The following is a 13,406-nucleotide window of genomic DNA, read 5'->3' as shown; positions in this document are numbered from 1 at the left end:
CTGCATTCAACGGTAGCTGATCCCAGACTTGGCGGTAGAAACCCGCGTGCCGGCTGCACCTTTGACAATGTCTTCAATGTTTTCCAGCGAACTGATCACCGCTACCTTGCCGGTCTTGCGGGCGAATTCACTGGCGGCTTGCACCTTCGGCCCCATGGACCCTGCGGCGAAGCCAAGCCGCTCGAGTTCGTCCGGATGGCCCTGGGCAATAGCTTTTTGCGTGGGCTTGCCCCAGTCAATGTACGCCGCATCGACGTCGGTGGCGATTATCAGAAGGTCGGCTTCCAGCTGTTCGGCCAGCAACGCCGAGCACAAATCCTTGTCGATCACCGCCTCGACACCTTTGAGCTTGCGGTTTTCATCGTACAGGGTGGGGATGCCGCCACCGCCTGCGCAAATCACGATGCTTTGCTTCTCCAGCAGCCACTTGATCGGGCGGATTTCAAAGATGCGCTTGGGTTTCGGGCTAGCCACCACGCGGCGGTATTTGTCGCCATCGGCCTTTACCACCCAGCCTTTCTCTTTGGCCAGGCGCTCGGCCTCATCCTTGCTGTAAACCGGGCCGATGAACTTGGTCGGGTCCTTGAAGGCGGGGTCATTGGCGTCCACTTCCACCTGGGTCAGCAGGGTGGCGAACGGCACTTCGAAGTCCAGCAGGTTGCCCAGTTCCTGTTCGATCATGTAGCCGATCATGCCTTCGGTTTCGGCACCCAGCACATCCAGCGGGTAGGCCTCGTCGGGCTTGTAGGACAGCGCCTGAAGTGACAGCAGGCCGACTTGCGGGCCATTGCCGTGGGCGATGACCAGTTCATTGCCCGGGTGAATCTTGGCGATCTGTTCAGTGGCTGTGCGGATATTGGCACGCTGGTTGTCAGCGGTCATGGGCTCGCCGCGACGCAGCAGGGCGTTGCCGCCCAATGCAACAACGATACGCATGGAGAATGTCCTTTAGCAAAGAAGGGAGGCGCTGCTCTTGACTGGGCTCGCCCGCCCCCGGTGGGAGCGGGTTGCCCGGCCTGTCGATTCGGCCTTTACAGGTCAGCCAGGGTCGACACCAGGATCGCCTTGATCGTGTGCATGCGGTTTTCCGCCTGCTCGAAGGCGATGCAGGCCGGCGACTCGAACACGTCGTCGGTCACTTCGATACCGTTGGCCAGGTCTGGATACTGTTCGGCGATCTGCTTACCGACCTTGGTTTCAGAGTTGTGGAACGCCGGCAGGCAGTGCATGAACTTGGTCCGCGGGTTACCGGTGGACTTCATCAGTTCGGCATTCACCTGATAAGGCTTGAGCTGCTTGATGCGCTCACCCCAGGCATCGATCGGCTCACCCATCGATACCCACACGTCGGTATGGACGAAGTCCACACCCTTGACCGCAGCTTTCGGGTCTTCGGTGAGGGTAATGCGCGCACCGCTTTCTTCAGCGTACTGCTTGCAGCGCTCAACCAGATCGTCATGTGGCCACAGCGCCTTGGGCGCCGCAATGCGCACGTCCATGCCCAGCTTGGCGCCAATCAGCAGCAGTGAGTTGCCCATGTTGTTGCGGGCGTCGCCCAGGTAGGCGTAGCTGATGTCATGCAGCGGTTTGTCGCTGTGCTCACGCATGGTCAGCACGTCGGCGATCATCTGGGTGGGGTGGTATTCGTCGGTCAGGCCGTTGAACACCGGTACCCCGGCGAACTTGGCCAGTTCTTCGACGATTTCCTGCTTGAAGCCACGGTACTCGATGGCGTCGTACATGCGCCCGAGCACGCGGGCGGTGTCCTTCATGCTTTCTTTATGGCCGATCTGTGAGGAATTGGGATCGATGTAGGTGACGTTGGCGCCTTGGTCGTAGGCAGCCACTTCGAAGGCGCAGCGGGTACGGGTAGAGGTTTTTTCGAAGATCAGCGCAATGTTGTTGCCCTTCAGGTGCTGCTGCTCGGTACCGGTGTACTTGGCACGCTTGAGGTCGCGGGACAGGTCCAGCAGGTAGCGCAGCTCGCGGGTGGTGTGGTGTTCCAGGCTGAGCAGGTTGCGGTTGTGAATGTTGAACGCCATGATTGCTTCTCCTTGAGTTCGGTAGTGGCCCGGCCCGCGCTTTGTGGGCGCGGCCGGGTGCAATGGTCGTTAGTAATCGATCGGGTCACGCACAATGGGGCAGGTCATGCAGTGGCCGCCGCCACGGCCCCGGCCCAGTTCGCCGGCGCTGATGGTGATGACCTCGATGCCAGCCTTGCGCAGCAACGTATTGGTGTAGGTGTTGCGGTCGTAGCCGATGACCACGCCCGGCTCGATGGCCACCACGTTGTTCCCGTCATCCCACTGTTCGCGTTCGGCGGCGAAGCTGTTGCCGCCGGTCTCGACCACGCGCAGCTTGACGCCAAGCTGTTCGCCCACCACGTCGATGAACGACTTGTCGATGCGGCGCACATCCATGCCGTACGGCTTGCTTTCGTCCGGGCGGATGATGAACGGCACGATCTCTTTCACCACTTCCGGGAAGACCGTGACCAGGTCGCGGTCGCAGAAGCTGAACACGGTGTCCAGGTGCATGGCGGCGCGGGACTTCGGCAGGCCGGCAACGATCACCTCCTTGACCGCGCCCTTGGCGAACAGGTTCTGCGCCAGCTGGCCGATGGCCTGGCGCGAGGTACGCTCGCCCATACCGATCAGCACGATGCCATTGCCGATCGGCATCACGTCACCCCCTTCGAGGGTGGCATTGCCGTGGTCCTTGTCCGGGTCGCCGTACCACACCTGGAAGTCGGCGCCGGTGAACTCCTTGTGGAACTTGTAGATGGCGGTGGTCAGCAGGGTTTCCTGGCGGCGCGCCGGCCAGTACATCGGGTTCAGCGTGACGCCGCCGTAGATCCAGCAGGTGGTGTCGCGGGTGAACTGGGTGTTGGGCAGTGGTGGCAGGATGAAGCTGGAGTGGCCCAGGTAGTCGTTGTACATCTTGACCACATCGGCACCTTCGCTCTGTGGCAGGTCCTGGCCAGCCACACCGCCGATCAGGAATTCGGCCAGGTGGCGTGGTTCGAGGCCTTCGAGCCAGCTGCGCACTTCGTTGGTCAGGCCCACGCCGACGGTGTCGGGGGTAATCTTGCGGTCGAGGATCCACTTCAGCGCTTCGGGTTGTTGCACGATGTCGGTCAGGAGGTTGTGCATTTCCAGCACATCCACGCCGCGCTCGCGCATCTTGGTGACGAAGTCGAAGTGGTCACGCTTGGCCTGGTCGACCCAGATCACGTCGTCGAACAGCAGTTCGTCACAGTTGCTTGGTGTCAGGCGCTTGTGCGCCAGGCCCGGGGCGCACACCATCACTTTGCGCAGTTTGCCGGCTTCGGAGTGGACACCGTACTTCTGTTTTTCAGCGGACATGGTTTCATTCCTCCAATTGAACGAAGACGTGGGTCAAAGGGTCAGGAAGCCGTCGTAGAGGCCATAAGCTGCCACCAGGGCGCCAATGACCACGGCTGCGAAGATCAGTTTTTCCACGTTGGTGAAGATGGGTTGGCCGACTTCACGCTTGGCCTTGGCGAACAGAATCGCCCCAGGTGCGTAGAGCAGTGCCGAGAGCAGCAGGTATTTCACGCCGCCGGCGTATAGCAGCCAGATGGCGTACAACAGTGCGATGCCACCGATGACCAGGTCTTTCTTGCGTTCGGCCAGGGCCTGTTCGTAGGTTTCGTTGCGCCATGCCAGCAGGAAGGCGTAGGCCGCCGACCACAGGTAGGGCACCAGAATCATCGAGGTGGCGAGGTAGATCAGCGACAGGTAGGTGCTGCTGGAGAACAGCGTGATCACCAGGAAGATCTGCACCATGGCGTTGGTCAGCCACAGCGCGTTGGCCGGCACCTGGTTGGCGTTCTCGCGGCGCAGGAACTCCGGCATGGTGTGGTCCTTGGCGGCGGCGAACATGATCTCGGCGCACAACAGCACCCACGACAGCAAGGCACCCAGCAGCGAGATGATCAGGCCGACGCTGATCAGCACCGCCCCCCAGTGACCGACCACATGCTCCAGTACGGCGGCCATCGACGGGTTCTGCAGCTTGGCCAGTTCCGGTTGGGTCATGATGCCCAGCGACAGTACGTTGACCAGTACCAGGAACAGCAGCACGGTAACGAAGCCGATCACGGTGGCCTTGCCCACGTCCGAGCGTTTCTCCGCCCGTGACGAGAAGATGCTCGCGCCCTCGATACCGATGAACACCCACACGGTCACCAGCATCATGTTGCGCACCTGGTTCATCACGCTGCCAAGCTCCGGGGTACCTAAGGCCCAGATGTCAGCGGTGAAGATGTCGAGCTTGAAGGCGAACAGGCAGATCAGGGCGAACAGCACCAGCGGTACGACCTTGGCCACGGTGGTGACCAGGTTGATGAACGCCGCTTCCTTGATGCCGCGCAGTACCAGAAAGTGCACTGCCCACAGCAGGATTGATGCCCCAATGATGGCGGCGGGGGTGTTGCCCTCGCCGAAGATCGGGAAGAAGTACCCCAGGGTACTGAACAGCAACACGAAGTAGCCGACGTTGCCCAGCCAGGCGCTGATCCAGTAGCCCCAGGCCGAGGAGAAGCCCATGTAGTCGCCAAAGCCGGCCTTGGCGTAGGCGTACACCCCGCCGTCCAGGTCAGGCTTGCGGTTGGCCAGGGTCTGGAACACGAAGGCCAGGGTCAGCATGCCGACTGCAGTGATGGCCCAGCCAATCAGCACCGCGCCAACCCCCGCGCTGGCCGCCATGTTTTGAGGCAGCGAGAAAATCCCGCCACCAATCATCGAGCCGACTACGAGTGCAACTAAAGCGCCGAGCTTAAGTTTTCCGGAAGAATCAGACATTTAACAACTCCTGCCAGGAGAAAGTTGACGACAGAATAAATCTGACGCCTTTGCCAGCCACTGACTTATGTCAGTTTATGGCTACGTGAAGTAGGAAAAATCCTTCACGGGGCTCCCGGAGAGTGCCGACAGCTCAAGCTGCAGGCCTTGCGCTCTGGCACCTCCATGTCTTTCTAGAGCAAACGCTCTGTTCAGCCTGCGATGCTTGAAGCTAGTCGCTTTTGCCGCTTTCGCAAATTTTTCACAAGAATTTCGAGTTTTATCAATTTCTTTTCTAGTTGCTGGGTAGCTGCTAGTTTTTACGAAGGCATTGCATAGACAAAGCTGCTATTACCGAGCTGATCCAGGTGTTCAGCTTCAATATAAGTAACATTACTTATATGGCCTGCTGAGGTGTTTCAATCGCATGACAGCACGCACAACAATGGGGGATGCATGAGCGAACCGGGACAGAAGCTGCGTCTGGGCGCGCTGATCGCATTGGTGGTCGGCTCGATGATCGGCGGCGGGATCTTCTCGTTGCCGCAGAACATGGCGGCGCGTGCCGATGTGGGTGCAGTGCTGATCGGTTGGGGTATCACAGCAGTGGGCATGCTGGCGCTGGCGTTCGTGTTCCAGACCCTGGCCAACCGCAAACCCGAGCTGGACTCGGGGGTGTATGCCTACGCCAAGGCCGGCTTTGGCGAGTACATGGGCTTCTCCTCGGCCTGGGGTTACTGGATCAGCGCCTGGCTGGGCAACGTGGGTTACTTCGTGCTGCTGTTCAGCACCCTCGGGTTCTACTTCCCGGTATTCGGCGAAGGCAACACGCCAATCGCCATCGGCTGTGCCTCATTGCTACTGTGGGCGGTGCATTTCCTGGTGCTGCGTGGCATCAAGGAAGCGGCGTTCATCAACCAGGTCACGACGGTGGCCAAGGTGGTACCGTTGCTGATTTTCGTGGTCATTGCCGCGTTCGCTTTCCGCACCGATATCTTCACCCGCGATATCTGGGGTTTGAGCAACCCTCAGTTCGGCAGCGTGCTGGAGCAGGTCCGCAACATGATGCTGGTGACCGTGTTCGTGTTCATCGGCATCGAGGGCGCCAGTGTCTATTCCGGACGTGCCCAGCTGCGGTCGGACGTCGGCAAGGCCACGGTCATCGGTTTTCTCGGTGTGCTGGCGTTGCTGGTGCTGGTCAACGTGCTGTCGCTCGGGGTGATGACCCAGCCTGAGCTGGCCGGGTTGCAGAACCCTTCACTGGCTTCGGTGCTGGAGCATATCGTTGGCCCTTGGGGCGCCTTGCTGATCAGCATTGGCCTGGCGGTTTCACTGCTGGGTGCGCTGCTGTCGTGGGCGCTGCTATGTGCCGAGATTCTCTATGCCACCGCACGCGACAGGACCATGCCGCGCTTTCTGGCCCGGGAAAATGCCAACCACGTGCCGGCCAATGCCCTGTGGCTGACCAACTGCATGATCCAGGGGTTCCTGCTGATCACGCTGTTTTCGGCCGGTACCTACACCAGCCTGATCTACCTGGCGTCGTCGATGATTCTGGTGCCTTACCTGTGGTCGGCGGCCTATGCGGTGCTGCTGGCTGTGCGTGGCGAGAGTTATGCTGGGCAGCCCGGGCTGCGACGCAAGGACCTGCTGGTGGCGCTGGTCGCCTTGCTGTACGCCATCTGGCTGTTGTACGCCGGGGGGCTCAAGTACCTGCTGCTGTCGGCATTGCTGTATGCCCCAGGGGTAATCCTGTTCGCAAGGGCCAAGCGCGAGCAGGGGCAAACCCTGTTCACGGCCTGGGAAAAGCTGATTTTCGCCGCGGTGCTGGCGGGGGCGGCCCTGGCAGCCTATGCCCTGTATTCAGGGTTGCTGAGCTTGTGACGGTGCCGGGCAGGCGTGCTCCGGGCGCGACCAGATCCACAGGTTGCCCAGGGTCATGCCGGCAATCGCCAGGAACACCGGCCAGCGGTGCTCCAGAAAGGTCAGCATCAGGCCTGCACACAGCAGCATGCTGATGGTGGCGCTGACCTTGGCCCGGCGCTGGATCACCTTGCCATTGCGCCAGTTGTACAGGATCGGCCCGAACAGCCGGTGGTTTTCCAGCCAGGCGGAAAGGCGGGGCGAACTGCGCGTGGCTGCCCAGGCGGCCAGCAGGATGAACTCGGTAGTCGGCAGGCCAGGGATGACGATTGCAACCAGGCCCACCCCCAGGCTCACGTAAGCCAGTATTCCATACAGCAGGCGTGCGAGTTTCGATCGGGCGGGTCGGGTCATGTTCTCACTGCATAAAACGGTGCGGCCACCGGAGGGGTGGCCGGCTATGGCGTATCAAACCAGCGCGGCATCCGCAGCATAGGCGTGCTTGAGCAGGTCGGTGAAGCGTTCGAAGGCGGCCACTGCGCCGCGCTCGGCGGCCGCTTCTTCTTCGGCCGACAACTCCAGGCCATCCAGGATACGGGTGAACTGCTTCCAGCCTTCGGCACGGCCACCGGCCGGCTCGCCCAGGTGACGGGCACCGAAGCTGTCGGACAGTTCCAACGCTACAGCACGCTTGATCAGAAACGCAGCGCCCAGTTTGGAGCCTTCGGAGACGAAGATCCAGCCCATTGCCTCGCCCAGGCTCGGATTGCCCACTGCGCCGGGCACGGCGGCCGGGACTTCGGGGTTCAGGTCGGCGAGGTCCAGGCGGGCCTGTTCGGCCCTGCAGCGCTCGGCCAGGTCGGGGACGATGGCGATCAGTTGCGGGTCGTTGTAAAGCGCCTGCAGCTCGGACTGGAACAGGTATTGGGCGACGACGAAGCGGGCGAAGCTTTCGCGGCTATCGAACGGTGCGTGTGACTTGACCAGGGCATCCAGCTCGGCGTGAGGGGCGTGGGTGATCTGGTTCAGGCGCTGGGAGCGCAGGGCTGGGCGTTCGGTCATGGGGGGCAGTCCTTGGAAAGAGGGGCGTCTAGAGACAAGACGAAACAGCGGGGGCGGAACAGTAAAAAAAGGTGGGTCGTGGTGTTGTCTCTACCGGCCTTTTCGCGGGCGCGCCCGCGAAAAGGCCGGTAGAGACGTAAGGCCTCAGATATCCCAAACCACATTGATACCGAAGTTGCGCCCCGGCATGCTGAGGCGGTCGATGTTGGCCGGCTGGGTCACAGCGGCTTCACCCTGGCCGTCGTAGCTGCGTACCGAGTCCCACTGCCAGTATTTCTTGTCGGTGAGGTTGTACAGGCCAGCGTTGATCGTCACGTCGTCGGTCACCTTGTAGTAACCGGTCAGGTCCAGGACCCCATAGCCTGGGGTGCGGAACTTGTTGGTCGATCCGTCTGGCGAGTAGAAGGTGCTGTCGTCAACGCGGGTCTTGCGCTTGACCAGCGTCCAGCTCAGCAGGCCGCCGTAGTTCTGCTGTTCGTAACCCAGGCCGAATACGCCTTTCAGCGGGTTTATCGTGTTCAGTGGCTCGCCGGTGTCATCGTTGCGGCCATAGGTGTATGCAATCGAGCCTTGGGTGTACAGGCCTTGAGGTGCACCGAAGTGGTCGAGGTTCAGGCGGCCTTTGACCTCGGCACCCTTGATGGTGGCGTGCTTGATGTTGTTGGCCTGGAAGGTCTGTTCCAGGTTGGCGCTTTGCACGGCGTCTTCGTCGATGAAGTCGCGGTACTTGTTGTAGAACACTGTCACGTCGAAGTTGCCGGCGTCGAAGTTGCCGCGCAGGCCGGTTTCGTAGGTTTTGCTCTTTTCCGGTTCCAGGCCTGGGTTGCCTTCTACGCGGTAGCCTTCCTCGAGGTTGACGAATTTCCCGTACATGGACTTTGCAGTCGGGGTGCGGAAGCCTTCGGCGTACTGGCCATACCAGGTGTAGTTGTCGTTGAAGGCATAGGTCAGGCCGAACTTGGGCGAGACACGGTGCCACTTCTTGTCCGAGTCGTCCTGGGAGGTGGGCGCGGTGCCGCTGGATTCCAGGCCACGCAGGAATTCTTCGGTGAATTTCGGCTCCATGCGCGTGTAGTCGTAGCGGGCGCCGGGCATGAAGGTCCAGTTGTTCCAGCGGATTTCATCCTGCATGAACAAGCTGTAGGTGTTCACGGTCGGGTCCGGGAAATCGCTGACCAAGGCCTGGCCGTCTGCTGCGCGTTCTGCGCCGACAGCGGAGCAACCCGAGCCCACGGCCAGGCAGGTGCCGGTGCCGCTGCGCGAACCGGTGATCTTCTCATGCTTGATGGTGGTGCCGTAGGTCAGCAGGTGGTCGGTGGCGCCGATGCTGAAAGCCTTGTCCAACTGGGCATCGAATACCCATTGGCGGTCCTTGTAGGTGGTGTCGCGGGTGCGCAGCACCTGCCGGCCAGGGGGCGCATAGACTTCCTCGGTGTGCTGGTCGGTCTTGGCGATCTGGTAGTTCAGGCTCCACTTCACGTGGTCGGCTACCAGCGAATCCAGGCCGAATTCATGGTTGAGACCAAAGCGCTCACGCGTAATGGTGTCGTTGCCACTGCGCGCCTTGTAGTAGCCCATGCCTCCAAAGCCGGAAATGTACGGCCCGCCTACTGCACTGAGGATGTTCTGGTCGCGGTCATCCTTGTAGCGCTCGTAGGTGAACCCCAAGCGCGCATCGTCTGCGTAGTTCCAGCCCAGCTTGGCCAGCACGTTGGTGGTACGCGCGTCCATCGGGTTGGCTTCGGTACGAGACAGGCCGCTACCACCCTGGCTGCCATGGGTCTCGGTTTCGTGGCCGTTGCGCTGGCTCAGGTGCACCAGGCCGTCGAAATCACCTTGGCGGCCGGCGACGGTGGCCGAGGTCAGCCAGCTTTCGTCAGCCGAGCTGTAACCGGTCTTGAGGCGTGCGCCAACGTCCTTGCCCGGCTTGATGATGTCGTCCGGGTCGAGTGTGAAATAGCTCACCGCGCCGCCGATGGCGTTGCTGCCGTACAGCACCGAGGCCGGCCCGCGGAGGATCTCCACACGCTTGATGATCTCCGGGTCCACATAGTTGCGCTGGGTTTGCGCGTAAGGGCCGTAGAAGAAGCTGTCAGGAATGGATACCCCATCGACCTGAGTGAGGATCCGCTCGCCGTCGATACCGCGGATGTTGTAACCGTTCAGGCCGCTGCGCTGGCCGGTGCCGGCCACCGATACCCCCGGCTCGTAGCGCACCAGGTCCTGGATGTTGTTGACGTTCTGCCGGTCCAGTTGCTCACGGGTCTGCACGCTGACGGTGCTCGGCACCTGGCTCACGTCCTGGGCGCTGCGGGTGGCGCTGACGGTTACCTGTTGCAGGGCGATCACGTTGCTGCCGGTCTGGCGCTCGAGCACCACATTCCCGTTGCTGATTCTGCGAAAGCTCAAGCCGGTACCGTGCAGCAGGCGCTTGAGCGCAGCATCTGGTGGCAACGAACCTTGCACCCCAGGCGAGGCCACGCCGTCGGCCAGCTCGGCACTGAAGCCAACTTGCCAGCCAGTGACCTGGCTGAAGGCGTTGATCGCTGAAACCAGCGGCTGCTGGCCGATGCTGAAGCGGTAATCGCCCATGCGCGGGCTGCTGGCTTGGGCCGGCTCTGCTGCCAGGGCTGGCAGGCTGCACGCGCCGCTGGCAAGCAGGGCCAAGGTCAGGAGGGACAGTTGCCCTGTACGGCGGGGAAGGGTGGACGAGCGGGTTGGACCTGTGGACATCGGAAGCGCTCCCAGACGCGCGGACTGTTATAGGTGATGTCTGTTCTCGTTTTCAAACAAGAATCAGTTGCATTGGCTATAACGAGACGGGCGGGGTAGCACGACCGCGTAAAAATAATTTCCGGGTCAGTTCAGAATGACCAGTGCCGGGTACTCATGCAGCTGTGCCGAGGTGATGTGGGCCAGCGCGCGCAGGGTTTCCAGTGGCTGGTCGAGGCGGTAGTTGCCGGTGACGGCAACGTCCTCCAGCTGCGCATTGCGGTTGATGATCCAGCCTGGATAGTAGCGCCGCACCTCGGCCAGCACCTGGCTCAACGGGCAGTTTTCGAAAACCAGGCGGCCGTCGACCCACGCCAGGTCCTTGTGCATGTCGCGGCGCTGGCGCTGGCCAAAACCCTGCGGGCCTACGCTGATACTGTCGCCGGCACTCAGGCGAATGCGCTGGTCGCGCGCGCCCTGCAGGTCGACATCGCCGCGCTGCACCCGCAGCTGTGCCTCGCCGTCGAGGTAGCGCACGGCAAAGTCGGTGTCGCGTACTTGCGCGCGCAATGGTCCGGCCTCGACTTCCAACGGCAACAGTGCGCCTTCGGGCACCTGGAAGTACGCCTCGCCTTGTAGCAGGCGGGCTACCTGACGGCCGTCGCGGCGGTCACTGGCAAACGCCGAATTGGTGTTGAGCAGCACTTTTGCGCCGTTTTCCAACTGCACGCGCTGGCGTTCGCCGACCATGGTCAGGTGGTCGGCCTGCAGGCGTGTAGGCAGGTTGCCGACGGTAAACAGCCCGACCAGCAGCACGGCCGCCGTGGCCAAAGGTTTCCAGTGGCTGCGCAGGCGCCCGCGCCACGAGCGGCGCTGCTGGCGGTGCATCTGTGTGGCCACCTGGTGCAGCGAACTACCGTTCCACAGCGCTTCTGCCTCTACATAGGCCTCGGCATTTTCCGGTGCTGCGCTCAACCATGCCTCGAACGCCAGGGTGTCCTCGGCCTCGGCGCATTGCAGGCGTACCAGCCAGTCCAGCGCCTCGTCCATGGCACGCGCACGGGCACTGGGCCCGGCAGGTGACGGGCGAGGAGCAGGGCTGTCGGTCACGGTGAATCCTTGAGTGGTTTTTTGCGAATGATCAAGGCTAAGGCGGGGTGTGGCAAGGGCTTTGCGTTACCGCCCCGGCCGGCGGTCGGCTCACTTGAGGCGGTCGGCGACCCCCATGCAGATGGCCATGATCAGTTTCAACTCCTTTTGCACCGTGCTTGGCGAAACGTTCAGTTGTTCGGCGATTTCCAGGTAGGTGGCACCATGCAGGCGGCTGAGGATGAAGATGCGCTGCTGGCGCTCGCTCAACTGGTTGAGGCTGACGCTGAGGTGCTTGAGCAACTGTTCGGCATGGGCAGCATCGTCGCTGCTGCTGGTGGGGGCTGCGACGCTGTGCAGGACCTCATCGGGCACGTCGTCGACCAGCATCCGCGCCTGCACCCGGCGCGCGCGCAAGTGGTCGAGCGCCAGGTTGCGTGCGGTCTGGAACACGAATGGCTCGATATGCTCGATAGGCCGCTCGCCCAGGGCGCGAGACACGCGCAGATAGGTTTCCTGCAACAGGTCCTCGGCCGTGCTGGGGTTGCCGACCATGCGCTGCAATGTGCGCAACAGGGTGAGGCGCTGGACAAGGAAGACGGAGTGGAACCGGGACTGACTCACGGGGGGACCTGGCCGACGAAAGTTTAATGATAATGCTTATCATCTATGTCGAAGGTCAAGTGTGGAAATGTTAGGAAAAGGTAAAGATTGTGAGCCTGCAGGCGCTTGGCGGAGGATTTTCTGTGTCTTTTGAAACCGAGCGCCGCCCGGGCGGCGCTCGATTTCACAGGTGCCGAAAACGCCTTGTCATGCTCAACCTGCCCTGCACAACGCCAGGCAGTTATCCAGCATCCGGTTGCTGAACCCCCACTCGTTGTCATACCAAGCCAGCACCTTGAGCATGCGCCCATTGGCCCGGGTATGGTTGGCATCGAAGATCGACGACAGCGGGTTGTGGTTGAAATCGCAGGAAACCAATGGCAGAGCGTTGTAGCCCAATACCCTGGAATGCTTGCTCGCTTCGAGGAACAACTGGTTCACCTGCTCGGCCGTGGCCTCGCGCTTGAGGTTGACGGTGAGGTCCACCAGCGACACGTTGATCACCGGCACCCGCACCGCCATGCCCGTCAGCTTGCCGGCCAACTCCGGCAGCACCAGGCCTACTGCCTCGGCAGCGCCGGTCTTGCTCGGGATCATCGACTGGGTCGCCGAGCGAGCCCGGTACGGGTCACTGTGGTACACGTCGGTCAGCACCTGGTCGTTGGTGTAGGCATGGATGGTGGTCATCAACCCCTGCTCGATACCGAACTCGCGGTGCAGCACCTGGGCGATCGGTGCAAGGCAGTTGGTCGTGCAGGAAGCGTTGGAAATGACCTGGTGTGAGGCACGCAGAATGTCATGGTTGACCCCGTACACCACGGTGGCATCAACACCTTTGCCCGGCGCCGAGACAATCACCTTGCCCGCGCCGGCAGCCAGGTGGGCAGCGGCCTTGGCGCGCTCGGTGAACAGCCCGGTGCATTCGAACACCACGTCGATCGATTCGGCCTTCCACGGCAGTTCGGCCGGGTTGCGAATGGCGCTGACCGCGATACGGTCACCGTTGACCGTCAGGCTTTCGTGGTCGGCCTCGACCGTGGCGTCGAAGGTGCCGTGCACGCTGTCGTACTTGAGCAGGTGGGCATTCATGGCGCTGTCGCCCAGGTCGTTGATGGCGACGACCTGCAGGTCTTGGCGGTAGCCTTGGGTATACAGTGCGCGCAGGACGTTGCGCCCGATGCGACCGAATCCATTTATGGCGATGCGTAGGGTCATGGCAGTACCTCTGGCAGTCCGAGTGAAACCTGTGGCACAAAGGAGCTTCACTGAAAC

General features: G+C 61.8%; 11 protein-coding genes. 1 reads left to right on the top strand and 10 read right to left on the bottom strand.

From position 1 onward, the window contains the following. Positions 1-6: 6 nt before the first annotated feature. From arcC to arcD (DMX11_RS18075), 4 genes are all read right to left on the bottom strand, one after another. Entirely contained in the window at positions 7-936 is a 930-nt protein-coding gene (arcC, locus tag DMX11_RS18090) for a carbamate kinase (protein WP_110745750.1), read from the bottom strand. 95 nt (positions 937-1,031) lie between these two features. Then, positions 1,032-2,042, bottom strand: coding sequence for an ornithine carbamoyltransferase (locus tag DMX11_RS18085; RefSeq protein ID WP_110745749.1), 1,011 nt, complete (start codon positions 2,040-2,042; stop codon positions 1,032-1,034). Positions 2,043-2,111: 69 nt separating this feature from the next. Then, positions 2,112-3,365 (bottom strand): arginine deiminase, encoded by a 1,254-nt coding sequence (gene arcA / locus DMX11_RS18080; RefSeq protein ID WP_110745748.1) that lies wholly within the window; start codon positions 3,363-3,365, stop codon positions 2,112-2,114. 33 nt (positions 3,366-3,398) lie between these two features. Further along, a complete protein-coding gene (arcD, locus tag DMX11_RS18075) occupies positions 3,399-4,826 on the bottom strand; it encodes an arginine-ornithine antiporter (protein WP_110745747.1) in 1,428 nt (475 codons plus the stop codon). Positions 4,827-5,261: 435 nt separating this feature from the next. On the opposite strand from arcD (DMX11_RS18075), the gene arcD (DMX11_RS18070) reads away from it, so the two are divergent. After that, on the top strand, positions 5,262-6,689 hold the full coding sequence (gene arcD, locus DMX11_RS18070; RefSeq protein ID WP_110745746.1) for an arginine-ornithine antiporter: 1,428 nt from the start codon (positions 5,262-5,264) through the stop codon (positions 6,687-6,689). On the opposite strand, the gene DMX11_RS18065 is transcribed toward arcD (DMX11_RS18070), so the two are convergent. From DMX11_RS18065 to gap, 6 genes are all read right to left on the bottom strand, one after another. Next, positions 6,669-7,082 (bottom strand): YbaN family protein, encoded by a 414-nt coding sequence (locus tag DMX11_RS18065; RefSeq protein WP_110745745.1) that lies wholly within the window; start codon positions 7,080-7,082, stop codon positions 6,669-6,671. The genes arcD (DMX11_RS18070) and DMX11_RS18065 overlap by 21 nt on opposite strands. 54 nt (positions 7,083-7,136) lie before the next feature. Then, a complete protein-coding gene (locus DMX11_RS18060) occupies positions 7,137-7,730 on the bottom strand; it encodes a biliverdin-producing heme oxygenase (RefSeq protein ID WP_110745744.1) in 594 nt (197 codons plus the stop codon). A 144-nt stretch (positions 7,731-7,874) separates the two neighbouring features. Continuing rightward, complete coding sequence (locus DMX11_RS18055; RefSeq protein WP_110745743.1) at positions 7,875-10,463, bottom strand: TonB-dependent receptor; 2,589 nt, start codon at positions 10,461-10,463, stop codon at positions 7,875-7,877. Positions 10,464-10,589: 126 nt separating this feature from the next. Next, entirely contained in the window at positions 10,590-11,552 is a 963-nt protein-coding gene (locus DMX11_RS18050) for a FecR domain-containing protein (RefSeq protein ID WP_110745742.1), read from the bottom strand. 90 nt (positions 11,553-11,642) lie between these two features. Then, the gene (locus DMX11_RS18045; protein WP_110745741.1) at positions 11,643-12,155 is read right to left on the bottom strand and encodes an RNA polymerase sigma factor; all 513 of its coding nucleotides are present in this window, start codon (positions 12,153-12,155) and stop codon (positions 11,643-11,645) included. 192 nt (positions 12,156-12,347) lie between these two features. Further along, a complete protein-coding gene (gene gap / locus DMX11_RS18040; RefSeq protein ID WP_110745740.1) occupies positions 12,348-13,349 on the bottom strand; it encodes a type I glyceraldehyde-3-phosphate dehydrogenase in 1,002 nt (333 codons plus the stop codon). Positions 13,350-13,406 lie beyond the last annotated feature (57 nt).

It is taken from the genome of Pseudomonas sp. LB-090624 (genome assembly GCF_003205205.1).
Lineage (GTDB): Bacteria > Pseudomonadota > Gammaproteobacteria > Pseudomonadales > Pseudomonadaceae > Aquipseudomonas.
This window is presented reverse-complemented; position numbering and strand designations above follow the sequence as displayed.

Coding starts and splice junctions, on each gene's coding strand:
- arcA (WP_110745748.1), bottom strand. CDS start 3,365: ATGTCCGCTGAAAAACAGAAGTACGGTGTCCACTCCGAAGCCGGCAAA.
- arcD (WP_110745746.1), top strand. CDS start 5,262: ATGAGCGAACCGGGACAGAAGCTGCGTCTGGGCGCGCTGATCGCATTG.
- DMX11_RS18060 (WP_110745744.1), bottom strand. CDS start 7,730: ATGACCGAACGCCCAGCCCTGCGCTCCCAGCGCCTGAACCAGATCACC.
- arcC (WP_110745750.1), bottom strand. CDS start 936: ATGCGTATCGTTGTTGCATTGGGCGGCAACGCCCTGCTGCGTCGCGGC.
- DMX11_RS18055 (WP_110745743.1), bottom strand. CDS start 10,463: ATGTCCACAGGTCCAACCCGCTCGTCCACCCTTCCCCGCCGTACAGGG.
- DMX11_RS18065 (WP_110745745.1), bottom strand. CDS start 7,082: ATGACCCGACCCGCCCGATCGAAACTCGCACGCCTGCTGTATGGAATA.
- DMX11_RS18085 (WP_110745749.1), bottom strand. CDS start 2,042: ATGGCGTTCAACATTCACAACCGCAACCTGCTCAGCCTGGAACACCAC.
- gap (WP_110745740.1), bottom strand. CDS start 13,349: ATGACCCTACGCATCGCCATAAATGGATTCGGTCGCATCGGGCGCAAC.
- arcD (WP_110745747.1), bottom strand. CDS start 4,826: ATGTCTGATTCTTCCGGAAAACTTAAGCTCGGCGCTTTAGTTGCACTC.